The organism is Paenibacillus piri (genome assembly GCF_004354045.1).
GTDB classification, from domain to species: domain Bacteria; phylum Bacillota; class Bacilli; order Paenibacillales; family NBRC-103111; genus Paenibacillus_S; species Paenibacillus_S piri.
In genome coordinates this window covers 232456-256008 of sequence record NZ_SMRT01000011.1, presented here as the reverse complement: position 1 = coordinate 256008, position 23553 = coordinate 232456, and the positions used below count along the sequence as shown (strand labels likewise).

Annotated in this window: 23 protein-coding genes and 2 pseudogenes; 18 read left to right on the top strand and 7 right to left on the bottom strand. The window is 45.3% G+C overall.

What is annotated here, in order from left to right; genetic code table 11:
* Positions 1-801 (top strand): hypothetical protein (locus E1757_RS35920; protein WP_165972234.1); only part of this gene is annotated, 801 nt, incomplete at its 5' end.
* A gap of 489 nt (positions 802-1290) precedes the next feature.
* Here E1757_RS35920 and E1757_RS22125 read toward each other — a convergent pair.
* Both E1757_RS22125 and E1757_RS22120 read right to left on the bottom strand, forming a co-directional pair.
* Positions 1291-1614 (bottom strand): integrase core domain-containing protein, encoded by a 324-nt coding sequence (locus tag E1757_RS22125; protein WP_165972233.1) that lies wholly within the window; start codon positions 1612-1614, stop codon positions 1291-1293.
* A complete protein-coding gene (locus tag E1757_RS22120) occupies positions 1611-2012 on the bottom strand; it encodes a helix-turn-helix domain-containing protein (protein ID WP_425464860.1) in 402 nt (133 codons plus the stop codon). Before E1757_RS22120 ends, E1757_RS22125 begins: the two co-directional genes overlap by 4 nt.
* 398 nt (positions 2013-2410) lie before the next feature.
* Between E1757_RS22120 and E1757_RS35915 the strand changes: the two genes are divergently transcribed.
* From E1757_RS35915 to E1757_RS22105, 3 genes are all read left to right on the top strand, one after another.
* Positions 2411-3028, top strand: a complete 618-nt coding sequence (locus E1757_RS35915) for a hypothetical protein (RefSeq protein ID WP_165972208.1) — start codon at positions 2411-2413, stop codon at positions 3026-3028.
* A gap of 133 nt (positions 3029-3161) precedes the next feature.
* A complete protein-coding gene (locus tag E1757_RS22110; RefSeq protein WP_133232152.1) occupies positions 3162-3386 on the top strand; it encodes a CTP synthase in 225 nt (74 codons plus the stop codon).
* Positions 3379-3795 carry a CTP synthase gene (locus E1757_RS22105; protein WP_133232150.1) on the top strand — a complete coding sequence of 139 codons (417 nt, stop codon included), beginning with the start codon at positions 3379-3381 and terminating at the stop codon, positions 3793-3795. The genes E1757_RS22110 and E1757_RS22105 overlap by 8 nt, the downstream gene beginning before the upstream one ends.
* A gap of 95 nt (positions 3796-3890) precedes the next feature.
* On the opposite strand, the gene E1757_RS22100 is transcribed toward E1757_RS22105, so the two are convergent.
* The 3 genes from E1757_RS22100 to E1757_RS22090 all read right to left on the bottom strand — a co-directional run bounded on the left by E1757_RS22100 (position 3891) and on the right by E1757_RS22090 (position 7685).
* Positions 3891-5330: a DUF4179 domain-containing protein gene (locus tag E1757_RS22100; protein WP_133232148.1), complete on the bottom strand. Its 1440-nt coding sequence runs from the start codon at positions 5328-5330 to the stop codon at positions 3891-3893.
* Positions 5317-5790 carry an RNA polymerase sigma factor gene (locus E1757_RS22095; protein WP_281282526.1) on the bottom strand — a complete coding sequence of 158 codons (474 nt, stop codon included), beginning with the start codon at positions 5788-5790 and terminating at the stop codon, positions 5317-5319. Before E1757_RS22095 ends, E1757_RS22100 begins: the two co-directional genes overlap by 14 nt.
* Positions 5791-6263: 473 nt before the next feature.
* Positions 6264-7685 carry an MATE family efflux transporter gene (locus tag E1757_RS22090; RefSeq protein WP_133232146.1) on the bottom strand — a complete coding sequence of 474 codons (1422 nt, stop codon included), beginning with the start codon at positions 7683-7685 and terminating at the stop codon, positions 6264-6266.
* 369 nt (positions 7686-8054) lie between these two features.
* Here E1757_RS22090 and E1757_RS22085 point away from each other — a divergent pair.
* Together E1757_RS22085 and E1757_RS36235 are read left to right on the top strand one after the other, a co-directional pair.
* Positions 8055-8629 (top strand): annotated as a pseudogene (locus E1757_RS22085) (recombinase family protein).
* A gap of 42 nt (positions 8630-8671) precedes the next feature.
* Complete coding sequence (locus tag E1757_RS36235) at positions 8672-8803, top strand: DUF4158 domain-containing protein (protein ID WP_165972232.1); 132 nt, start codon at positions 8672-8674, stop codon at positions 8801-8803.
* A 271-nt stretch (positions 8804-9074) separates the two neighbouring features.
* Here the strand turns inward: E1757_RS36235 and E1757_RS22080 are convergent, their stop codons facing one another.
* Both E1757_RS22080 and E1757_RS36590 read right to left on the bottom strand, forming a co-directional pair.
* Positions 9075-10115 (bottom strand): hypothetical protein, encoded by a 1041-nt coding sequence (locus tag E1757_RS22080; RefSeq protein WP_133232144.1) that lies wholly within the window; start codon positions 10113-10115, stop codon positions 9075-9077.
* Between the two features lie 480 nt (positions 10116-10595).
* Positions 10596-10775: a hypothetical protein gene (locus E1757_RS36590; RefSeq protein WP_246079372.1), complete on the bottom strand. Its 180-nt coding sequence runs from the start codon at positions 10773-10775 to the stop codon at positions 10596-10598.
* A 32-nt stretch (positions 10776-10807) separates the two neighbouring features.
* Between E1757_RS36590 and E1757_RS36585 the strand changes: the two genes are divergently transcribed.
* The 12 genes and pseudogenes from E1757_RS36585 to E1757_RS22020 all read left to right on the top strand — a co-directional run bounded on the left by E1757_RS36585 (position 10808) and on the right by E1757_RS22020 (position 23550).
* Positions 10808-10999: a reverse transcriptase domain-containing protein gene (locus E1757_RS36585; protein ID WP_342774589.1), complete on the top strand. Its 192-nt coding sequence runs from the start codon at positions 10808-10810 to the stop codon at positions 10997-10999.
* Between the two features lie 97 nt (positions 11000-11096).
* Positions 11097-11216, top strand: a pseudogene (locus E1757_RS22065) (IS3-like element IS655 family transposase); the annotation flags it as partial.
* Positions 11217-11384: 168 nt separating this feature from the next.
* Complete coding sequence (locus tag E1757_RS36925; RefSeq protein ID WP_281282525.1) at positions 11385-11516, top strand: hypothetical protein; 132 nt, start codon at positions 11385-11387, stop codon at positions 11514-11516.
* Between the two features lie 354 nt (positions 11517-11870).
* A complete protein-coding gene (locus tag E1757_RS22060) occupies positions 11871-13388 on the top strand; it encodes a type 2 periplasmic-binding domain-containing protein (RefSeq protein WP_133232142.1) in 1518 nt (505 codons plus the stop codon).
* A gap of 18 nt (positions 13389-13406) precedes the next feature.
* On the top strand, positions 13407-14492 hold the full coding sequence (locus E1757_RS22055; protein WP_133232140.1) for an amidohydrolase family protein: 1086 nt from the start codon (positions 13407-13409) through the stop codon (positions 14490-14492).
* Positions 14493-14518: 26 nt separating this feature from the next.
* Entirely contained in the window at positions 14519-15472 is a 954-nt protein-coding gene (locus tag E1757_RS22050) for an ABC transporter permease (protein WP_133232138.1), read from the top strand.
* Positions 15473-15494: 22 nt separating this feature from the next.
* The gene (locus tag E1757_RS22045) at positions 15495-16367 is read left to right on the top strand and encodes a carbohydrate ABC transporter permease (RefSeq protein WP_133232136.1); all 873 of its coding nucleotides are present in this window, start codon (positions 15495-15497) and stop codon (positions 16365-16367) included.
* A gap of 52 nt (positions 16368-16419) precedes the next feature.
* The gene (locus tag E1757_RS22040; RefSeq protein WP_133232134.1) at positions 16420-17505 is read left to right on the top strand and encodes an amidohydrolase family protein; all 1086 of its coding nucleotides are present in this window, start codon (positions 16420-16422) and stop codon (positions 17503-17505) included.
* Positions 17506-17536: 31 nt separating this feature from the next.
* Positions 17537-17944 carry a Rieske (2Fe-2S) protein gene (locus E1757_RS22035; protein ID WP_133232132.1) on the top strand — a complete coding sequence of 136 codons (408 nt, stop codon included), beginning with the start codon at positions 17537-17539 and terminating at the stop codon, positions 17942-17944.
* 267 nt (positions 17945-18211) lie between these two features.
* A complete protein-coding gene (locus E1757_RS22030) occupies positions 18212-20305 on the top strand; it encodes a helix-turn-helix domain-containing protein (RefSeq protein WP_165972231.1) in 2094 nt (697 codons plus the stop codon).
* A gap of 449 nt (positions 20306-20754) precedes the next feature.
* The gene (locus E1757_RS22025; protein ID WP_133232128.1) at positions 20755-21987 is read left to right on the top strand and encodes a mandelate racemase/muconate lactonizing enzyme family protein; all 1233 of its coding nucleotides are present in this window, start codon (positions 20755-20757) and stop codon (positions 21985-21987) included.
* Between the two features lie 180 nt (positions 21988-22167).
* Positions 22168-23550, top strand: a complete 1383-nt coding sequence (locus E1757_RS22020; protein WP_165972230.1) for an ABC transporter substrate-binding protein — start codon at positions 22168-22170, stop codon at positions 23548-23550.
* Positions 23551-23553 lie beyond the last annotated feature (3 nt).

The following is a 23553-nucleotide window of genomic DNA, read 5'->3' as shown; positions in this document are numbered from 1 at the left end:
CATGCGGAAGCGCTGCGGAATCTGGGTTTTACCGTACGGACGACCGGCAGGCAGAACCATGTTTCGCCGACGCCGGAGGAGCTCGAGACGGCACTGGAGATGATCCAGACGAGTCTGGACGCAGGCATCCCGGCATTAAGCTGGGACCTGTTCATCCCGGAATGGGGCGTCATCTACGGTTACGATGATGAGACCCGCATGCTGCAATGCCGCGATGTTCGCCGCGATAGCGAAATGCCCTATGAGAAGCTGGGCCGCGGCGAGGTGACGGAGCTGTATCTGCTGACGATTACGGACTCGAAACCCGTCGATCGTCGAACGATGCTACGGGGTGCGTTGAAGCTTGCGCTTGAGCATGCGCATGTACAGCAGTTCCCGGCGGAGGAGAGCGCAGGACACGCCAACGGCCTGGCTGCGTTCGATGCCTGGATACACGCCTTGGAGCAGAGGATGGCCAATCCGTTCGGCAATGCCGTCAATACGGGCAAAGTTTGTGATGCGCGCGAATTTGCCGTACAGTTCCTGCAAGAGCTGGCGGACAACGGAACGGAGCCGGGCGAAGAGTCGCTGCGCCAATTGGCTCGTCAAGCGGCAGAGCAGTATGCCATCGTCGCCGGCAACCTGTCAATCATGCGCGACATGTTCCCGTTCCCGCACGGTGGTGTTCCTGGGGACGAAGCTGCGGCGACCCAGGCGATCGAACTGCTGAAGGAAGCGAAGAACGCGGAGACGGAAGGCGTCGCGCTGCTTGCGCAGATGCTGGAGTTGCTGGAACGGGAAGCCAAGGCGCCTGTTTGCTAGCTGCAATTTAAGACTTAGCAGGGGTTACTTTCTATAAAAAGAAACTGTGTATGATGGTTTCCACATGACTCATACGCTAAAGGAAGACAATAGTTCAACTCTGAAGGGGCTGCCGCGCGGCAGCCCCTTCGTTCACCTAACTGGCAGTTTAACGTAATCGTAATATTAAGATTTTTAGAGGTATGTTGGGTTTATTTAATCTAATTATTAGATTGGTTTTATATTAAATACTATATAATATTAATTTCTAAGATTTATTGACGAAGCTATGAATCTACTGTATTTTCGGTTTAAACCCGTAAATTTAGAGTCTTATACCCTTATCCTCGCCAATGCATAGTTTTTCATTGATTTACGACGTTTCCGCCCTTGACACGGAGCCTCTGCGGGCATGATTTCTCGCGATAGGGCGATGCGGGTAATGAAACATCGCGAGGCTAGCAGCCTATCATGCCCGCCCCTCCCTGTAAAGGGCTTTACCCCCATCAGCTATACCTTGATTACAAACGGTTTGACGGTTTGCTGACGTACCGCTTGAAAAAATTCTATCGGAGAAAGTTCATACAAGCTGCCATGGATCCGCCGCTGGTTGTAAAACAACAGGTAGTCGGAAACAATATGGTAAGCATCTGGGTAATTCTCAAACTCGTGCCTGGCTAGACAGTCTTGCTCCAAAATGGCGTGAAACGACTCAATGTGTGCATTTTTATTCGGTGTTTTCGGTGGAATCCGCTCGTGCTCCACCTTCAGGTTTAGGCACGCTTCTTCAAAGGCATGGCTGATGAATTGTGGGCCGTTATCGGTGCGAATCACCGGCAGTTGTTCTTTCTCAAAGAGCTGTCGTTTCTACAGCGCCCGCTGCAGAATCTGCGCGGCATGCTTGCCTTCGCAAGAGAGGCCCATATGGTAATCGATGATGGAACGATCATATACGTCAATGAGGCTGAGTAAGAAAAAGAAACGCTGCTCTGCTGCAATATAGCCGTATTTGACGTCCATTTCCCAAAGTTGATTCGAGGCACGGATTTCCCTGTTATCGCCAGTTTTCTCGGGTAATGGATTCGTTTCCGACGCTGGGGCTGCAGGATATCGAGCTCCCGGCATAGCCGGTATACTTTTTTCTTGTTGATAATGAGTCCATATTGCCGTTTCAGGCATAAGGTTAACTTGCGGTAGCCGTAAATCGACTCGTCTCCCGTAATGAGCTCCATCAGCCATTCCTTGATCTGCTCATCGCTAACCGGTTGTTGCTTCTGACCCAAGGAAAGCCCAGGGATCGGGCGTCCACCGTTATACACGCGTTGTGACTTGAGATGCTTTTTCCGGTAATAATACGTCTGTTCGCTGACGCCGACGATTCGCAGCACTACGGCAGCCTGATATCCCCGCGCAATCCATGTGTCGGCAATCTCTATTTTGTCCGATAGGCGGGGTTCGCCTTTTTTACAAGGTCACGCAGGATCGCAATCTCCAGATCTTTTTCACCCAAAAGTTTTTTTAACTTGTCGTTCTCATGTTCTAACGCTTGAAACTCTTTGGGTGAAGGCGTATAAGCTGGGCTGAGGGGAATCAAGTTAGCCGGCTGCGTGAAGCTTACCTTAAGGCCATTATGAACGTTAGAGAGCAGCGTTTGGCGCTCCCAGTAGAATTTCATTACGACGAATCAGAATATGTTGGTGAACGATGGCATTTTATTCTTAGAGATCTTAAAGGCTTTGGCCAGTTTCAAGGTGAGAATAAGTGTTACAGAGATTTTAAAGACGAAGACTGCGTTCTTGAATTTGTTAAAGCAGAAAAGTTAGAGGACGGGTCTGAAGGTGAGGGGCCGTGGTTTTTAGAGCTTCTAAGGCTAAGGCTGTTGGGAAACTGGGCCCCTGAGCAAGTCTCGGATGAACGAAGAGAAAAAATAGTTGATTATCTTAATCATTGGGGGTACGAGATAGAAGATGGAGGGAAAATACCATCCCCATTTTCTACCAGGAACCCAGGCTTACTCGTTCAAGGATTTGACGTAACACGAACTGCCAAGATTACGAATAAGCTCCTAATTAACATCGAGCCAATCTATGTGGCATGTACGTTTGCAAATCGCGACATAGATCGAGTTAGACAGCGATATATGCAGCTAACAAAGCCGGAATTGGTTGATCTATTGATTCGGACGGAACAGTATATTGCATATCAGAATCAGCATTGGCTGAAAAATGAATTTGAGAAGTTTCAGTAAGAGAAACGAATTATGAACACAGGAAATAATGAGTTTTACTGATTTATGGAGTAATAATTCGTATGGATATCTTGGAAAAAATTTTTGGCCGTGCTATTATCATTTGGTGATTTTAGTTTAAGGGGGGATATATTTGAAAATTGGCGTTATTGGTGATTTTAATCCGATTTATCTCTCACAGCAAGCCACGAATGATGCAATAAACCATTCCATTAAAAAAATTGGGGTTCAGATTGTGTATGAATGGATTCCAACAGCATCAATTCCTGAACAACTAGAAACCATCAAAAAGTCTTATAAAGGGTTTTGGATAGCCCCAGGTATTCGAATCTGTAGGTGGAGTATTACAAATTATTAGGTATGCCCGCGAACATAATGTCCCATTAATAGGAACTTGCGGTGGATTTCAAAATATAATTCTGGAATATGCCAAAAATAAATTAATGCTTGAAGAAGCTGATCACGAAGAATTAAACCCCGATGCATCTAAACTAGTTATCAGTAAACTTACTTGTTCATTGGTCGGTCAAAAAGGTGAGGTATTTATAAAGAGCCCTTCATTGGTTTCCGATATTTACCAAGAAACAACTACTATCGAACAATTCCGATGTAGTTACGGGCTAAACCCGGAATTTGAAGCACCAATTAATGAAACAGGATTAAAAATTGTAGGAACAGATGCTGAAGGAAGGCCAAGAATTGTTGAATTATTTGGGGTAGCGTCAGGAAAATGCGGATTTACAACGTTAAGGAAATTACAATATTAAAAACCCTTGATCCATCCAAGATCAAGGGTTTCCTGTTTAACAAAATGGAGCTTTTGTTAAACTAGTGTGTTGAAATTTTTATTTTAATTATCTTGTTATTTAACCGGTATTCGAGTGCCATTTATAATTATTGCTTTAACTTTGGTAATATCTAAAGGTGTTTTCGTATTCCAACTTGAATTGAAGGTATGTTTATCAGGGTTTTGGCTTCCTCCACCACCTTCCAATGGGATAATACCGTCTACTGTTTCAATTTCAAGTAGCATATCACTGACCATGCAATTCTCACCTTTATAGGTACCGATTACTTGTAATCCTAAAGGACTGAGGGTTATATATTCAAAAAGATGACCTTCAACTGAAATATCATTTTTCCAAGTACGTAAATTGGAAGTTGTATCACTTGAATTTGCCGCCACCTTCCAGTTGCCTTCAACCCCAGAATAAACGGAACCAGTATAATAAAGAGTGTATTTACTAAGATTTTCGCTGCTTACTGGAAATACAAATTCTTCATATTTATATATAGCGTCACCATAATCGTTATTTTCAAGATCAAGAAGGTTATTCTTCTTATCACTGAGAAATACCAAACTATAATCATTGGAGATTAAATTACCGTCTGGACCCTTTAGAGAAACCATGGCATCATTAGGACCAAACTCTTTATTAAAAATTTTGCCTATCTGCACATGCAATTTTCCATCTATAATACCGATATTTGAAACCCATTGATCTTTTTCACCATGGGGCATGGAAGCATAATCCCCTGGCATAAGTGCCTCTGTTAATGAACTTAGGTCACTTGGTACATTACTGCCCCCCCAAATCTGTGCTTTTTCAATAGGAATCGTTTCTAAATCTTCAATTCCTGTAAGGGATACGGAAATGGGTTCGTCTATATAGGCTTTTCCGTCAAAATAAATAAGGAAACTGCCAAGCTCCAACGGATCTGCTAATGGTGTGTCTGGATCAGCCGTTATATTAAACTCATAATAAATGGTATTCGTATCTTTATTAAAATAAAGCATTTTTTGTTTCCATGACATGCTGGCTGATAAAACTTCGTCTCCACCTTTGGCTCCCTCTTTTGTTTGTGAATGCATTTTTACATTGAATCCGTCTCTAAAATCAGTCTGTTCCGTCAATCGGTTTTGACCTGTTCTATCCTGAAGAGATAGGTAAATAATCGCCCTATTTTCATATTTCTGTGCACCGATAACCTCCATGCGAATTCCTTTGTCCTCACTATAGACTCCAACTGGTTCAACAATCTTACCAAAATCAGGATTAAATCTCTCTATGAACCAATCAAAATTCCCTAAAGATGCAGCAGTTGCACTAGCAACTAATACGAACGACATCGCGATAGCTGCAATTGTTGATCTTGTCCACCGATTGCGGTGTCTAGCAGGCATACCAGCACTATCCTCATGCAATCGGCTTTTAACCTGTTCTGCAAGTTTACTTGAATCGACTGTAATTTTGGAAAACATTTCATGTATATGTTGTTCGTCCATATCAAATTTGCTCATAGTTAGACTCCTTTCTACCATATTCAATATTAAAATATTTAACTATTTTATCTTTGGCCCGTTGATATTGTTTGCGTAATGCAGCTGGAGAACTTCCTGTAAGCTGAGATAGTTCCTCGTAACTCTGCCCATCCATAATCCGCCCATATAACAAGGCACGTTCCATAGGTTTAAGCTTCTGTAACGCACGAAGCATCTCATCACTCAAACCTTTATCTTTCTCTGGTAAAACTACTTCACTACGAATATCATGAAAATATAGGATCTTACGCTTTTTTAGTTGATTTAAACAGCGATTATATGTAATTTTGTACAACCATGCGGATAGGTTATTGCCATCAAAAATATTCCGATTTTGATAGGCTGAAAGAAAGACTTCTTGTACAATATTTTCTGCTTCATGATAATCACATAGAATCGCCGTTGCATAGCGAAGGAGTTTTTCACCATAGAGATTGATTATCTATTCCAGTTCATCTTCTCCGCCATTAACAAACCTTTTTCCAATGTCTATTTCCTCCATAGGCTCACCTCCTATTATTTATCAGTCGACTGTACCCTTATAACAGTTCAAAGAGCTGTTTTGTGACATAATTTTTAATTTAATTGATATTTTATTAATGGGGTACCGCCAACAAAACGCGGAAAACGTACGCTAGGCAATTCGTTGCATAAAAAAAAGCGAGTTCTCCCTTTGTCTACAAGGGGCTCGCTTTTCGTAAATCGCAGCTGTGCAAAGTTCAACTAACGTGCTCCGCTAGCGTAACAAATTGTTACAGACTTCTAATGTCATCAGTAGCAAGGCCACACAAATGTTTGAATGATATCCTCTGACAGCTGTTCACGATTAAACCAGGAGCCTTACTGGGATTGTTGGTCTTTATTTTAGGAGTGGTTGAACCCCCTTGTTGGTATTGGCGGAAGAAGAGCTTACTACTCCGTCCGTTGTTCCATTACGCGCTGTTTTCTGTATTTGTTGACAATAGCTAAAAAGCGGAAGACTTCGTCTATTATAATCGCGATCCACGCGCCGACCAAGCTCATCTTGAGCAGGTACACCAACGCAAAAGTAAGCAGAGGTCTTATGATAACGATGCCGATCGACGTGATCTTCGCTGGCGATTTAAAATCTCCATACCCACGGAAAGCACCGAACAAGATGGTAGCCAGGCATTGGAACGGCTGCATGAAAGCCGTCATACCGAGCAGCACGACCGCCATGTGGATGACGGTAAGGTCGTTGGTGTAAATACCGGCTAAGGTACGTGGGATAAACAGAAAAGCGAGCACAAACGGGCTTGAAGCGGCCAAACCGGTTTTTATCGTGGCACGGATATACTGCTTCGCCAAAGCTGGATCGTTATTCCCGATGCTTTCCCCGACGAACGTCGTCACTGTCGTGGCGAGAGCCGTGCCGATAAAAAAGGAGAGATTAAGCAGGTTGCTCACGACCATATGAGCTGCAAACGGCAAGGTTCCAATAGAAATGGTAAATTTGGCAGTGACGAGTACGCCGATGCGGACGGAAACCAGTTCCCACATGACGGGCAGCGAGGACCGGAAAATATCCTTCAAGACCGCCATTCGGACTCTCAGCAAATCGTGAAGCCGGAAACGAATTATGCTGTCCCGGCCCCCAAAAAACAGCCTGATGATACATAATGCCAGCCCGACGAGGAAGCTTAGGCTGGTTGCCAGTCCGGACCCGTTTACACCCATTTTCGGAAAACCGAGATTGCCATATATGAAAAGGTAATTAAATACAATGTTCGATCCGTTGGAAACCATGATGATGGTAAGCGACGTTTTGGTTTCCCCGATTCCCCGAAGAGCGCCGACAATCGCGCTCATGAGAGCTTTGGCGAAGGTGCCAGCGATGACAAATTGAAAGAAACCAGCCGATACTGGCACGATGTCGGGGGCTGCCCCCATCAGGAGCATGATTTCAGGTGCGAAAAGCAGTCCTAATACGGAAAAAAACAGGGAAATGCCGAGAGACAGAAAGATTAGGTTGGCCACGTAAATTTTGGTCTGTTCGGCATCGTTTCTTCCTTTGAACAGCGATACTTTCGTTACGATGACCGTATTGAGCCCGAACAAAATAAAATTGACAATCAGCAGGGGCTGATCCGTGATGCCGACAGCCGTCACGGCGTAAGCGCCGAGACTGCCTACCATGATGATGTCGAAGAAGGTGGAAAAATTCAACAGTACATTTTCGATTAAAAGCGGCCAGCCCCTCCGTACGATGTTTCGGTAAATGGCTCTACTCTCCATCTTGTAACCCAACGTCAGGACGAATGCTTCCGCCTGGAGATTGATCTGCAGCACCTGTTCCGAGTAAGCGGCCTCCATCGAACCATTTGGGAACGGAGGCCATCTCCAGTTGAACGTTCGTAGTCCCAATTCGGGGTATTAAAAACGTTTTCATATCTGATCCTTTCTTACTCAGCTATACGAACTTCAATAAGATCATCAGATTTTAGAATCCTTTATATCTTCAACGTTTAATTCAATTATCCTGCCCGTTAATGACGCTACCCAATCTACTTTATTTTCTTATAACAGTTGCCTATCTATATGCGGCAGTCTGATGTAATAACAGTCTAAAAAACGATCGTTTTATGTACTTTTGAAGGCAGGCTTATATTTCAGTCAAAAATAATATTGTTCATGTCTATTAAGTCGTAAAAAAACGATTAATAGACAAAAGGAGATAGTATCGTGTCCCAAATTGGTTATGCCCGTGTCTCGACAGCTGAACAATCGTTGAATCTACAGATAGATACATTAAAAACTGCTGGTTGCGAACGAATATTTGAAGAGAAGGCCTCAGGAAAGAAAAATGATCGGGTGGAGTTGACCCGCTGTCTAGAATATTTGAGAACTGGTGACACTCTTGTGATCTGGAAACTGGATCGTTTAGGACGGACTACTAGGCAGCTAATTGAACTAACGCATCAATTGCAAGAAAGAGGCATCGGTTTACAGAATCATCACTCTCGGCGTCGATACGAGTACTCCGGCCGGGAAGCTCTTTTTTGCAATCATGGCAGGACTGGCAGAAATGGAAGCAGAGACAATCAGGGAGCGAACTCATGCTGGATTACAAGCTGCACGAGCTAGGGGCAGGAAAGGCGGTCGTCCACCCATGGATAAAAATAAAATTGACATGGCTCTGACTCTCTACGATAGCGAAAAATATACAATTAAAGAAATCACAGAAACGTACGGGTGTGTCTAAAGCGAAAATTTATCAAACACTGAAAAACCGGACTAATCCCCACATAAAGGTTTGAAATTATCAAATGACCTTATGTTAGGCGAAAGGTGTGTAGTCGTTGAGAGGAAAAGAATTATTAACCGTAGAGCAGCGCGAAGAGTTTATGAAAATCCCTTCCAAAGATGATTGGGATTTAGGAACGTACTACACAAAGGCATCCGTTCAGTGCAGCCGGATGGACGAGACTTAGTTACCGAACAAGTATTCTATGGCAGCCGGTACTATCAAGAAGCATAAAGAAGATGGCCGCCGAAGTGCAGGCGGTCATCTTCTTTGCGTTGTACGCCCAGCTGGAAGATGCTCCACTATAATGTCACTCATCAGGAGACGACGGATATGTGCAGGAAATCATCGCTTTCGTGAAGGAACGGTTATGACAACAACTAAAATAACCGGGATTCCTTGATAGTTAAGAGGGGGTCTCGGTTTATACATTATATTCACCGAACAGGTGTAAATTTTTATGATTCTTCTACACGTTTAATGTAATGTGTCCGGACTTTTTCTTCTCCAGATTCGTATGGTTTTACAAATGTAAAACCTTGTGGCAGATCGATGCCGTATTCACTTGCATGCGAAATTGCTTCGCGACTTGCACTATGTCCGTTAGGTAATTTACGAATATGGCCGGTAACGAAATATTTTTTTAGTTCTAAGTCATACTCAGCTTTGTTTTGGGTTCCGGTTTGGATCTTTCTGTGAATATTTCGAGGTATAAAACGAATACCGAGTTTATGGGAATCTGATTCACTTTCTTCTGTCATTTCGACTATACCTTTATTAATGACATCACGCTTACGAAATCTCCGATTGACGGATTCGCTTCCACAAACGATGTCTGCATAACATTCCAAAATAAAAGAATAAAGATCAAATTCGAATGCTACTTCATCGGAACATTGTAAAAAGTAACTTTGAGGGAGTAGGGTTGGTGTAAAATAACCGCAGAAGTCAGCTCCGGTAGAGCTATCTACCATAATACCTTTATTATCAATAAGAACCCCAGGATTCGAATAATGAACTTTAAAGAGAATGTAGCCATCTTGCTCAACAAGAATAATTTGATCAACTTCGCCAGCATTATAGCAATCGATTACGACACCATGTGGATTTATTGTGTATTTTCTATCATTATCGATCAATTCGCATAACACATGCCATTGTCCTATGGTTCTGGGATTAGAATAACGTTCCATATGGCCAGTATGAAGGAGAGCATAGGGGAGGAGATCCAGAGTGTCATCATTGTAAAGGCCAAATGCAATAGCCATGTATTTATCTATCGTAGCAGCGAGATACTGGTGAGTCACGAATTCTCGACTTTTTTTCCTTCCGACACCCTCAGCACTTAACTCAAGAAAGGTAATTAACTGATTAGTAATAAAAACCGGTAATGTTCTCCAGAAAGGATGTCCTTGGCTGTTCACTCCGGATATCCACTTCGGATGAACAGAAGTGATCCGGAATAAGTCATACATTTCCGAAAAAAGTTGATCACTCACTAATTCCGTTCCTTGGAATACATGCAGGCCGTAACATCAAGTGAATCCTGCCGCACCGTCAAAAAAGACCTGAAAAGGACAAGAGGAGGCCTCGGATATTTGGGTGAAGACCATGGAACGCGTGAAGCCCTTGGAAGTGCAGCGCGGAAGAATCCTCCGGTGTATGGGGATCCGGCATGTTGGGAAAGTTGTGCTTGGAACTAGGGAGACCCTAACCCGCACGAGAATTTTTTTCGTAAGGAGCGGACCTATAAGCCCGAAAGGTGAAGTGGCGAGCTGCGGGAAGGGAGTCGGAGGGGGTCGTAGTACCGAACAAGGACAACACAACCTTGCGGAGGAAAGGACCCCTGCTTTGTTCACGTACTGGAGTAGGTAAGAGTCAGTGAATGCAGACAAATCTGCTAACGACGCCAAAGTAAAAGCTCAACAACTCCAAAACGTACTATACCTAGCGGCCAAGGAAAATCCGAGGCGGCGATTTCATGCGCTGTACGACAAGGCGTGTACTGGGTCGTCGATATCGACATTCGCGGCTACTTTGGCAACATACCACACGAGAAGCTGATGCAGCTGATTGAACAACGCATTAGCGACCGTCGAGTGCTGAAACTGATTCGCAAATGGCTGAAAGCGGGTTTCGTGAAAGATGATCAGTTTCACGAAACCGAACTCGGGATCCACAGGGCGGGGTTATTTCCCCGCTCTTAGCGAACATCTATCTGAATTACCTGGACACGATCTGGGAGAAGAAGTTCGCGGAAACCGGAACATTGGTGCGATACGCTGACGATCTCGTCGTCCTATACAAAACCAAAGAACAAGCCCTGAGGGCGATCGACGTCCTCAAAGCGGTCTCTTGGGGTTCTTTTTGTCTGCCGTACTAAAGAGAACACGAAAAATCAGTATATATGTCTGCCGCGGCGAAGTTGATATACTTGAGAGTAAATCAAGCATCAAGGTGGGAGTAGGACGTCGCACATTGCTGATTATGGGACGAAAGTAGCTATCATCCAAAGCAACCGTGATAAATACTCAGTATCAGCAATGTGCGACGTCCTGCAAATCGCAAGAAGTACGTTCTACTATGAAGCTAAAGAACGGACGAAGGAAGATGGCGTGACCGAGAAAAAGATAAAATGGGCTTGCCTAAAGTACTGCTGCATCAGATTCTGAGCAGTAGTTTCGTTCAGAGCCGGATTTATGACCGACACTATACCCAATTTGTGGAGGGCTTCGCCCTTAATCTGTCTGCACAAGGATCTGGTCCTCATGAAGAAAATGGCGGACGATATTGGTGCCGCATTACCGATAGGAGCTCAAGTAGAACAACTGATCCATATTGCAAAAGTCAAGGGTTTTGGTGACATGGACATGTCAGGCATGCATCTGTACATGAGATGAGCGAAATAAACGAACAGCGGTAGGAGGCACAAAGTATATTTTGCAATTTTCTTCCTAACTATGGTTTTATGGCCCAGCAATGGGCCATTTTTTTATCTATAGTTTCGTACCTCGGCCAGCTAGTCATTGAAACAATGTAGGCTCGTTATTTTAATATAAGTAAGCGTGGGCGATGGCAAATCTCACTTACCTTCACGAAAAATACGTTCGATCATGTCCCAAACTACCTTACATCAGAGGGACATTTTTTTGGATTTTTTATGGTTCTTGAATAATGTCACTGGCTGCCATCAATATTTGAAGCTATAGTCTGAATATGCAGTACAAAATTATGACTAAGGGAGGTATAACAGTATGCGCAAAGGTCGTATGTACAACAAAAAAAAGATGCTTTTCATGGCTAGCATTAACATAACCCTTGCCATGTTGGTGGCGGCATGCGGTGCCCTGGGCGGCGTGACACAGGAGACACCGATGCAGGAAAAGGCGGCGAAAGCCGATCAAAAACCGCTGGATCTGAAAGTCATGTCATTTCTTTATTTTCAAGTACCGGATATGAAAAATGCAGCCTGGGCGGAAATTCAAAAAAGGTTAAATGTGAATTTAACCGTAGATTGGGTGCCGAAAAGCGATTATAACAGCAAACTCGATATCGTCCTTGCCTCCGGCGACCTTCCCGATATCATCGATTCTGAGGAAAATTACCTGCCTGCCTTAAGCGCGGCAAAGCAAGGATTGTTTTGGGATCTTGGCCCGTTCTTGGGCGATTATAAAGATTACCCGAATCTAAAGAAGATTGTACCGGAGTGGGGGAAATATTTTAAAATCGATGGAAAGCTGTACACCTTGCCGCTTACACGTCCCAAGTTTAATGTCATCCCGCAGATCCGCAAAGATTGGTTGGATCAATTAGGGCTGCCCATGCCGAAAACGATGGATGAATTTTCAGCTGCCTTAAAACAGGTCGTCAAAAATAACATGGCCGGCAACGGGAATACGATCGGAATGGAATTCAACGATTATTACAGCCGTGCTTTTGGCACGAATGACCCGGTTTATAACAGCGAAGGTGGCCTGGTTTATCCGTTCCTTACACAGAATTATACCGATTTTGTCGCTTGGTATCGAGATCGGTATGCGGATGGTGTGTTGCCTAAAGAGTTTTCCGTCATGAAAACATCCCAGCTCCAGGATATGTTTACTTCGGGAACAAGTGCCACCTATGTATGGAACATTTATCATGCGTGGACAGCAACGGATGCGATAAAAAAGCATCAGCAGCCCAATGCGAATGTGGATTCGCTGATTATGAAGGGGTCGAAAGGCTATGCACTGGAGTTAACTGTAGGATCCGGAGGATATATCTTTATTTCGAAAAAGGTACCAGAAGAAAAGGTCAAACAAATCTTAAAGCTATTTGATAAATCTGCCTCCCCCGACATGCTGGATTTGCTTACTACCGGGATCGAGGGCGTTCATTATACAACGAAGGATGGTGTGAAAACATTGACCGATATAGGCAAAAAAGAAATCAACACCGATCTTTATCAATTCTTGCCTATCGCTGACGATCGTTGGTTGAAAGTAAGACACCCTCAGGCATCGAAAGAATGGAACGAAGCGAAAATCAAAGAGATGGAACCGGTTGACTCGATCGCTCAAGTACCATTAAACAAAGTATTGTTTTCTGATACTTGGTTAAAAGTGTGGTCGAAATATTCCGATGAATGGACGGCCATGCGAACCCGTGCAATTATCGGGAATATCTCGATCCAAGACTTCCAGGCCTACGTCGATAAATTGAACATTATGCCGGATTTCAAAAAAGCTTACAAGGAATTTGCCGAGAACTACAAACAGATGCAACAATAGAGGAAAGGAAAGTGACCAATGCAGATTCTTAATGAGAAAGCCAATCAGAATTCGGGGCGCAAACAAAGAATCATTGACTGTGATGTGCATGTGGCTCCCAAGAATGCGGAGGAAATTCGAAAGTATCTGGACCCTCGCTGGCGCACCCAATTTTCTTTAAGGGGTCGTGATCTTTATCACCACCCAATGAACGTCAACCGCACGGATTCAGTCCCCCCAGGGGGAGGTGGGCCGGGTTCCAACCCCGAATTTTTGCGCGAGCAGCTCGTCCATGAATACGGCATCGATTATGCGATACTGCTTCCCAGGCCTTTCTCCAATCCCATGCCGAATGCAAATTACGCCACAGCCATTTGCTCGGCATATAACGAGTGGCAGGCGGATACGTGGCTAAGGGATTATAACTATGACGAGGTGTTTCGCGGCTCGATATTGGTTTCGACACAGGATCCGGAGGGGTCCGTCCGTCAAATCGAACGTTGGGCAGGACATTCGCAGTTTGTTCAAGTATTGAGCGATTCCGGATCGCGAGCCCCATACGGCCAAAAAATATACTATCCCATATTTGAAGCCTGCGAGCATTACGGCCTGCCGTTCGCGATTCACGCGGGAGCGGACGGAATCGGAATCAATACCCAACCGACGATCGGATATCCTACTCATTATATTGAATGGGGCACACTGCATTCTATCAGCTACCAATCGCATTTAGTCAGTTTGCTGATCGAAGGCGTATTTGAACGGTTCCCGAAGCTTAAAGTTGTTCTGGTCGAAGGAGGAGTAGCATGGTTGCCGACTTTACTCTGGCGCTTGGATCAACTGTACGAGCGTTTTGCCGAAGAAGTACCCTGGCTGCACCGTAAGCCGAGCGAGTATATGAGAGATCACGTGCGGTTGACCAGCCAACCGATCGAAAGACCCGATAAGGATCGTGATCTAGTGAAAAAGTTGGAATTCATGGATGCTGAACACATCTTGATGTTCGCAAGCGATTATCCACACTGGGACTTTGATTCACCGAAACATGCGTTTCCCAAATTGCCCGATCGGATGCGTCAACGTATCTTTTTCGAAAATGCAAAAGAACTGTACAAATTAAAGTGATCCACTACCCACAAAGGAGTGAGCATATGGGGGAGAATATCCTTGACTTGAATTCCGCGAAAACCCGGAGACATGCAGCGACTGCTTGGCGCCGGTATGTCCGATATCGGTACATTTATCTGCTAACGCTGCCCGGAGTTATTTATTATCTGCTGTTCAAAGTTGCCCCCATGTGGGGACTTCTGTTATCTTTCCAAAATTATAGTCCGGCGTTGGGCATGTGGCACAGCCAATGGGTTGGACTTCATAATTTTATTGACTTATTTACCTACGAGCATTTTTATATTATGCTGCGCAACACGCTGGTCATTAATTTGTTTAATCTCGTTTTCTTTTTCCCGCTTCCGATCGTCATCTCTCTGATGCTGAACGAACTGAAGCACGAGTGGTTCAAGCGTTTGAACCAATCCATTCTGTACTTGCCCCACTTTATGTCTTGGGTGGTGGTGGCGAGCCTGACCTTTTTTCTGCTTTCTCAGGACGTCGGTCTGGTCAACAAGTTCATCATTCAGTCGGGCGGGAACCCTCAATCCTTCTTGACCAATCCTGACTACTTCTGGGGCCTGCTCACCGCACAAAACATTTGGAAGGACGTCGGTTGGGGGACGATTATTTTCCTGGCTGCCATGGCAGGAGTCGACCCCCAGCTTTACGAGGCCGCTGAGATGGACGGAGCGAGCCGTTGGCGGAAAATATGGCATATTACGTTGCCGGCTATTCGAACGACGATCGTTATTCTGCTTATCCTGCGGCTAGGTCATATGGTTGACGTCGGCTTCGAACAAGTGCTGCTAATGAAAAGCCCACTGGTCAATAATGTGGCAGACGTATTTGACACCTACACATTTACTCAAGGGATTCAACGCGGTCAGATCAGCGTCGGCGTTACGGTTGGAATGTTCAAAGGTGTAGTCGGCCTGTTCCTTGTGGTGATAGCGAATACAATCGTCAAACGGATGGGACAAGAAGGTATCTACTAAGAGTAAGGGAGGAGTTTTGAGCATGCCCACTGGAAAGAAAATGACCGCTTTCGATTATATTAACTCCTTTTTGCTGCTATCCTTTTCCTTACTGTGTCTGTTTCCGTTTCTTTATGTGATCAGCGTATCGCTAACCGATCCTGAGGTGTATCGGCCGTTCGCATTCACGCTGATTCCAGAAAAGTTTTCACTGAGAGGTTACAGCTATATTCTCGGTTCAATCAACTTCAAAAATGCCTTATATAGCACCGTCTATATTACCGTGATCGGTACGCTGCTCAATTTGTTGTTTACGTTCACCATGGCTTACGGGCTCACAAAAAAAGATTTGCCTCAACGCAACTGGATTATGGTCATCGTTATTTTCACTTTAGTTTTTAACGCGGGTATCGTACCCAATTTCTTGCTGATTAAAAATTTGGGCTTGCTGAATTCGTATTGGGCGTTGATCTGGTCAGCTATGATCAATTCATTCAGTTTGATAGTTGTCAAGAGCTTTTTGCAATCGCTGCCAGAAGAACTGGAGGATGCGGCGAAAATAAACGGTTGCAACGATATCGGTGTATTTTTCAAGATTGTGCTGCCTCTCTCCTTACCGGCCTTGGCCGCATTTACTCTGTTCTTTGCGGTCGGTCATTGGAACACCTATTTTAACGCCCTGATTTATTTGTCGGATGCGAAAAAGTGGACTCTGCAGTTGCTTGTCAAATCGCTGATCGTCGATGCTAATGCAAATTCAGTCCAAGGGTCGCTTACCGACTCGGATCAAATTTTGCCGCAAGAGACGATACGCCTGGCTGCAGTCGTTGTGGCCATGCTGCCCATTCTTGTCGTTTATCCATTTTTGCAAAAATATTTTGCCAAGGGTGTGCTGCTGGGCTCGGTAAAAGGATAAACGGGTGATCGGCGCGTCCATAGAGACAGGAAGCAAAGAGAGGAGAAAAGAAATGGCAGACCCGATAAACGCGGAAATAGAGGCCATACCGGAATGGCCCAAGAGCCATTCTGGAATTATCGATTGTGATGTGCATGTGTATCCGCGAAACGCCGAAGAGATCAGACGATATTTGACCCAACCATGGAAACATCGCTTTCATATACGAGTGAATCATTATTATCAAAGTCCGGTGACGCCTTGCCGCACCGTAACCCCCGATGGGGGAAAACCTGGAACGGAACCGGAATTCCTACGCCAGCAGTTGCTGCAAACTCACGACATCACGACGGTGATTTTACTGCCTCGTGCCGAGGTTTCGGCAAACCACGATCCGGATTACGCCACTGCTGTTGCGGCGGCCTACAACCGTTGGCTCTCCGATACTTGGTTAGACGAATATAATGCGGACGGCGCTTACAAAGGATCGATCATGATCGCCCATCAGGACCCCCTAGCGGCCGCCAAAGAAATCGACCGCTGGGCCGGCCACCCGCACTTCGTGCAGGTGGTGGCCGATTCGGGCGCGCGCGCCCCTTTTGGACAACGTCACTATTATCCCATTTACGAAGCTTGCGCCCGCCATGGGTTGCCTCTCGCCATTCACCCGGGAGCGGATGGAATCGGCATCAATATACTGGCGTCGCAAGGATATCCCTCCCATTATTTGGAGTACTATGCTAGTCTGTCTTTCGCCATGCAGGTCCATTTGGTAAGCATGCTTACGGAAGGAGTGTTTGAGCGGTTTCCAGATCTGAAGATTGTCATTACGGAAGGCGGGGTAACCTGGATTCCGGCACTGATGTGGCGGCTCGATCAGGAATATAAGGGACTGCGTTCGGAAGTTCCATGGGTGAAAAAGCTCCCGAGTGAATATTTGCGAGATCACGTGAGAATGACCACGCAGCCGTTGGAGCGGCCTCAGCGCAATGAAGAGCTGTTGGAGGTGTTGTCCATGATGAATTTCGAAGAGATGCTATTATTTTCGAGCGACTACCCGGATGAACATTTTGCCTCGCCTGGACAACTGGAATTTTTAACTCCCCAGGCCTTGAATCGCATTTTATTGGAAAACGCCAAGCAATTGTATCATCTTTAATTATTGGCGCAAAAGGAGTATGATGGCTGTAATGGGCAAACATATGGTATGTCCCGTTCGGGAACTCCCATCTGGGGACCGGAAGATTGTAACTATTGAAGGACGATCCATTGGAGTATTCAACATCAAGGGCCAGTTTTATGCGATGCGAAATCGTTGTCCCCATCAGGGCGCGCAGTTGTGCGTAGGCCGCGTTCAAGGCATGATGCTGCCTTCCGACCCGGGGGAGTATCTTTACGGGAGGGACGGCGAAATTGTGCGATGCCCTTGGCACGGCTGGGAATTCGATATTACCAACGGGAAATCCATGTTCGACCCCTTCAAATGTTTGGTGAAAACGTACGATGTGGAAGTCGTAGACCGGCTGGAGGAAGACATCCCCATTGTGGAAACTTATCCGGTCATCGTAGAGGCGGGCTGGATTGTTGTGACGGTATAACGTTATTGTGAGTATGCTGGGGGGGTGCCGATGTGGAATAGGATTCGTACACTGTACTCACCTAAGATACGGAGGAGTCTGAAGTTTCGTAAAAATCTACTCAATAGACTGGTATGGTTGAGCTGTGTTTCAATCTGCATCCCTGCAATCATCACAGGCGTTCTCTATCATCAATTGTCTATGTCCAAAGCCGAACGTCAAGCGATAGATCAAAATCTGACGAATCTGACACATGTCAAAGATAGGGTCGAAGAGATCCTGCATAACGTGGAACAGGATTCGTTTCAATTGGCAACGGGTCCTTTGATGAACGAAGCTTACCGGAAGCCGGGGTATTCAACGGACTACTTATTTCAAAACGACCTTATTAATGCCATTAGCAGGACACGAAATTTGAATCGTTTAATCGGGGATATTATGCTCTATCGATTTGGCGATGATTATGTATTGTCCGGCGAATTTGGAAATTTGCTAAGAAAACGGAATGATTTCACAGAAGATATCTATAATATTCCCGTAGAAAGCAAGCGGGCACAATGGGTATGGCTCCCGTACGGGAAAGCTAAAGGATATATAACGTTTTGGCGGCAGCTGACCAAGCCGAATGACGGCTCCGGCTGGGGAATTTTGATGTATCAAATCAAAATCAACGTTTTGCAGAACGATTTGGAGGATATGTCTGGGACGGCCGCATTGTTTGTACGTGATACACAAGGCGATATATTATTCAGTTCACCCGGAGCTATGCCATCACTGCTGGCAGACTCCCAAGTGAAGGATTTGCTCACGAGCGAGGATCCGACCAAGAGCAGCTACATTCGGGACGACCGAGGGCATACCTATCTGTATACATATGTGAAGACAGCCCTCGGGAGAACGTATGTATCGGTGATTCCGAGAGAATGGATTGCACGCGAATTTCTATGGATTCAGTGGCTGGTAACATTGATCGTCATTTTAGTTGTCATTATGAGCATAGGGATCACCATGCTGCATTTGCGACGAATATATAATCCGATTGAGCAGCTGATCAAGTACGGGGAACAATTAAGTCTTGGAAACATGCGACGGGAAACGGTTGAAAGCGAAGTTTCATTTCTGAAAGACTGTATAGACTACCTTAAGGATGAAACGCACAAAATCAACAGCTATGTATCGCGAATCGAACCGACGATGCGTGAAAAATTTTTGCAGATGTTGCTGGAATGGAATCCACTCATTCGCCATTCACTGGATGAAGATTGCCGAACACATCGAATTAATCCGAACGAGATATATTTGGTTATGATCGTTGATATTGAAAATTTACACAAAGAAAGTCGCTTCTTGAAAGACGATGAACCGATCGTCGCATACGCGGCTGCCAATATGATGAACGAGCTTCTGCAAACCGGACAATTTCTGATCTCCGGATATATACTTAACAGCCATGAAGGGAAAGCCTCCGCTATTCTTTATCCGGAGAAAGAAATGTCGACGGATAACTTCTTGCTTCATATTCGACGTTATGCGGTAGAAGTTCGCCGATTAATGATAGAGATCATGAAAATCGAAGTTTCAGTTGGAATCGGAAAAGTATATACCCACATTGCCGATGCGTCCGTTTCGTATCAGGAGGCGAAGAATGCATTGCAGCAGCGCATTTACGGAAAAAACGAGGGTGTATTCTTCATGGTTGACGGCAATAAAATGCACAGAAGCGCTTCACAGGTATTCTCCCAATCTGTCGAGGCTCAAATGATCCAAGCACTCAGAACCGGCGATAAAGCGAAGGCGCAAGATGAGCTGCAGCACTTTTCAGAATCCATCTGCACCACTGAAGACCCCGGTTTTATTTATCAATGCTACTTTGTCTTGCTTGCGTCGTTGCTGCTCTTTCTTCGATCGGAAGGAGGGAACACGTATCATTTGTTGAGCGAAAATATGTTATTTGAAGAATTACGGGGATGCCGTACCTCTATGGAAATACACGACTGGTTTGCGGATCGGTTATTTGGCATTTTTATGAAAGTTTTACATGAAGAAAACAAGGGGAAGGCGAAGTCTGCCGTTGCGCAAATTTGTCAATATATGCGTGAGCATGCGCTGGAAGGGGTGTCGCTGGTGCAATGCTCCGAGCTTGTAGGAATGAACCCCACTTATTTCAGTTCAGTGTTCAAGAAAGAAACGGGGATGAACTTTGTTGAATTTGCCATTCAGTGCAAGCTTGAACAATCGAAGTCAATGCTTGTGCAAACAGATATGAGTATTCATGAAATCGCTTCCGCCATCGGTTTTTCTGGTCGGCACTTTATTCGAATTTTTCAAAAATACAACAATACGACCCCAAATCAATTCCGCATTATGTATCGTAAAACTTAGCCAGCAGAATACAAAATCATTTAAAAGTGAAAGGAGACTTTCTAATGCTGTCCAGACATGAAATTGAAAGTGCAATCCCTGCTGAAAATAGCAAGTATGACGTCATTGTGGCTGGAGGAGGGCCAGCTTCGAAAATGGATGGTCATCAGTCCGTACAATACGTCCTCCCTTGGCCAATCCGGCATGACCTAAAAATCGAATCGTCCCCGAGCAAAAAATATACTTTCGTGCGGAAATGGAGACTTGCCCGGATTGTGGTAGAAAATTGAAACGTCATCCTACTGCGTTTTTTCGCAAGAACCCGATTAAATGATTCGGCTCTGCCACGCTCATCTGTGCCCGAGGGATGGCTTCAAGTAAACCAATTTACTCTTGACAATAGGATTCAATTTGGTAAACTTGGTTCAAAATGACGATCAAATTAAGGGAAAAAATGGAGGCGCTTTCATATGGCATTGGATGCTGAGTCGACGATTCAGGAAGTCAGAATCATCGAAGTAGCCGATCATAACCTGCAAAATGAGCAAAGGTACGTGGAAATTGTTTGCTATGGCGGGTTAACGGGGCATGCCGGGCCCTTGGATGGGCAGTATCAGTTTCTTGCTGTCAAAAACCGGCTGCATGTATTTTACAAATTTCTTGCGAAACGCAATATTTTTGATCCCGCAATCGAGTTCGCTTCCCTGTGGGATGCTGTCTATCCGGAACATCCGCTGTCATTCTACGAGCAAGGAAAAGATCCGTTAACCGGGGACATTATTTGGCGTTCGCACCGTACGTCCAGACATTCGGCAACAGGGGAAATCATTACGGCTTTCAGCGCAATAGATATTGCCATATGGGATTTGCGGGGCAAGGCCAGCGGCAAGCCTGTAAATCAACTGTTGCATGGCGGACGCACCGAGCTTGAGGCTTACGTCAGCTGCATGGGCAGCAAGACACCGCAAGAGGCGCTGGAAAAGGCAGCTTACTGGTATGATAAAGGCTTCAAGCGGCATAAATGCTTCCTTCCCCACAGGCCGGTAGAAGCTGCGGGAGTCAAGAACAATCTTCATATTATGGAAGTTCTTCACCAGTCTTTGCCGCAGGATGCGCAGGTGATGTATGACCTGAGCCGGTTAAGCGATCAGCTGGACGACCCATCCACCAGGAACCGGAGACTGTCCTGGGTTAACGAGCTGGTCAAAGAAATGCTGCCCTATCGCCCCGTTTGGATCGAAGAGCCTGTGGCTCCGGACGATATTGAAGGCTATGAGAGGATCAAACATGCCAATCCGGGGGCGGCGCTGGCCGGCGGGGAGCATCTCTATACCCGGTGGAGCCTGAAGCCGTATCTGGATAAAGGGCTGCTTGATTATGTTCAATGCGATCCCGAATGGTGTGGCGGTATTTCTGAATCGATCGCCATCTGCAAGATGGTTGAAACATCCTATCCTAATGTTCGCGTAGTTCCGCATGGTCATATGGTTTTAGCAGCGGCGCAAATTGTAGCTGCCCAGTCGGAGGCGTTATCGCCGTTCGCCGAATATTTATACCAGGTTATTCCCGATCGAAACCGTTATTTCAAATATGCGCCGGAACCGGCGAACGGGATCCTGACCGTGCCGCAAGACCCCGGGGTAGGGCCGGCGCTTGATGATTCAAAATATAATATCATTCGAATCCATAAGGATGAAGAATAAGGATAGCGGCCGAACTCGGACATATGTCCGAGTTCGGCCGTTTACCCGTAATGAAACGATGCAAAAGCCGTCCCCAAAGAAGGGATGTCCATACAAATTCGTGATGAATATGAACATAAACCTATGATACAATGAATTTGTACGTACCATGTTCTCTCATGTGAAAGGGAGTTTATGATTATGAACCTGAAACCGGTCATCCTTCTGGCAGCAAATGTTCTGATCCTGTTCTTTTTCGAAACCGCGTGTTCCTCGGACGAGAAGCTGACCAGCAAGCACGAAACGACAACTGCTCGGGACAAAGTCAAAATTGATGTTTGGCATTGGACGGCAGAGCCCGGAATGAAGCCGGCGTTTGAAGCGTTTAATAAGTCGCATCCCGCTATTGAAGCCATCTTCCATCAGCTTCCCAGCACCTCGAACATTCCATCCAAAATTAATTCTTTTCTTATTTCCGGCGAATCCATAGATGTTACCGCCCAGTTTAGTCCGGATGACCTAAGGGAGAGGGTAAAAAATAATTTGTATTTGCCTCTCGACGATTATCTAATAGAAAACCATATCGATTATGAAAAGACATTTGGAAAGGCTCTTACCGATTTGACCAAAATCAACGGGCATTATTACAGTATTCCTTACGGGGTCAATAAATTTGCCGTGTTTTATAACAAACAATTGTTCGATGAAGCGCATATTCCTTATCCTAAGGCGGATTGGACGTGGCAGGATTTTATGGAAACCGCCAAGCTTTTGACGAAAGGGGAAGGCCCGGACAAAGTATACGGCTCCGTCATCTATCCGCTCGACACGTCCATCGGCTGGAGCACTCTGGCCATTCAAACACTTGGCTTGAACGGCATGTACAAGAACGAGCATGAAACGAATTTTGATCATCCCAGCTACAAGCAAAGCCTCCAGTTTTTTATCGATATGCAGAATAGAGACCGGTCGATTATGCCGTTAACCGAATTTCCCGCGCAAAAGCTGGACATAGGGACGAATCGGACCCGTTTATTTTTCAAAGGCAAATTCGCGATGTTTATAGAACCGATTTATAATGTATGGAGAAGTCGTCTTCCTGAATATAAACATGATTTCCAGATGGGGGTCGTGCAAATGCCGAGAATTGACGCTAACGCTCCTACGGTTTCCCCGATCACCTTCAGTGACATGAGCATACCGAGTAACAGCAAACATCCGAAGGAAGCGTTTGAGTTCATTCAATTTTATTGTTTGGACCGTCCTGATGAAACGGTGGCTCCAAAAGGAATGATGCCTGCGGCTGCACTCTCCGACCCCCAAATCATCGAATCGGTAGATCAATTGATTTACAGTGCGCCCGGGGTTGATGAGCGCGAAGCCAAGCAAGTGTTCGAAGACCCGAATACACGGTATGTGACTCCGGAAACAACGATTACGATTGCCAAGAGGGAAATATTGCAGGTGGTCAGCGAGGATGTCACCAAGGCATTTCTCGGAGAATGGAGTGTGGATGAGGCATTGAAGGATATGAAACAGAGATCCGACGCATGGATGGCTTCCAAAAACGAGCAGCAGAATTAGCAT

Excerpts from the sequence above, each read along its gene's own strand:
- E1757_RS22120 (WP_425464860.1), bottom strand. The coding sequence starts at position 2,012 with ATGGAGCTCATTACGGGAGACGAGTCGATTTACGGCTACCGCAAGTTA.
- E1757_RS35915 (WP_165972208.1), top strand. The coding sequence starts at position 2,411 with ATGAACGTTAGAGAGCAGCGTTTGGCGCTCCCAGTAGAATTTCATTAC.
- E1757_RS22100 (WP_133232148.1), bottom strand. The coding sequence starts at position 5,330 with ATGAGCAAATTTGATATGGACGAACAACATATACATGAAATGTTTTCC.
- E1757_RS22090 (WP_133232146.1), bottom strand. The coding sequence starts at position 7,685 with ATGGAGGCCGCTTACTCGGAACAGGTGCTGCAGATCAATCTCCAGGCG.
- E1757_RS36925 (WP_281282525.1), top strand. The coding sequence starts at position 11,385 with ATGAAGAAAATGGCGGACGATATTGGTGCCGCATTACCGATAGGAGCT.
- E1757_RS22060 (WP_133232142.1), top strand. The coding sequence starts at position 11,871 with ATGCGCAAAGGTCGTATGTACAACAAAAAAAAGATGCTTTTCATGGCT.
- E1757_RS22055 (WP_133232140.1), top strand. The coding sequence starts at position 13,407 with ATGCAGATTCTTAATGAGAAAGCCAATCAGAATTCGGGGCGCAAACAA.
- E1757_RS22050 (WP_133232138.1), top strand. The coding sequence starts at position 14,519 with ATGGGGGAGAATATCCTTGACTTGAATTCCGCGAAAACCCGGAGACAT.
- E1757_RS22045 (WP_133232136.1), top strand. The coding sequence starts at position 15,495 with ATGCCCACTGGAAAGAAAATGACCGCTTTCGATTATATTAACTCCTTT.
- E1757_RS22040 (WP_133232134.1), top strand. The coding sequence starts at position 16,420 with ATGGCAGACCCGATAAACGCGGAAATAGAGGCCATACCGGAATGGCCC.
- E1757_RS22035 (WP_133232132.1), top strand. The coding sequence starts at position 17,537 with ATGGGCAAACATATGGTATGTCCCGTTCGGGAACTCCCATCTGGGGAC.
- E1757_RS22025 (WP_133232128.1), top strand. The coding sequence starts at position 20,755 with ATGGCATTGGATGCTGAGTCGACGATTCAGGAAGTCAGAATCATCGAA.
- E1757_RS22020 (WP_165972230.1), top strand. The coding sequence starts at position 22,168 with ATGAACCTGAAACCGGTCATCCTTCTGGCAGCAAATGTTCTGATCCTG.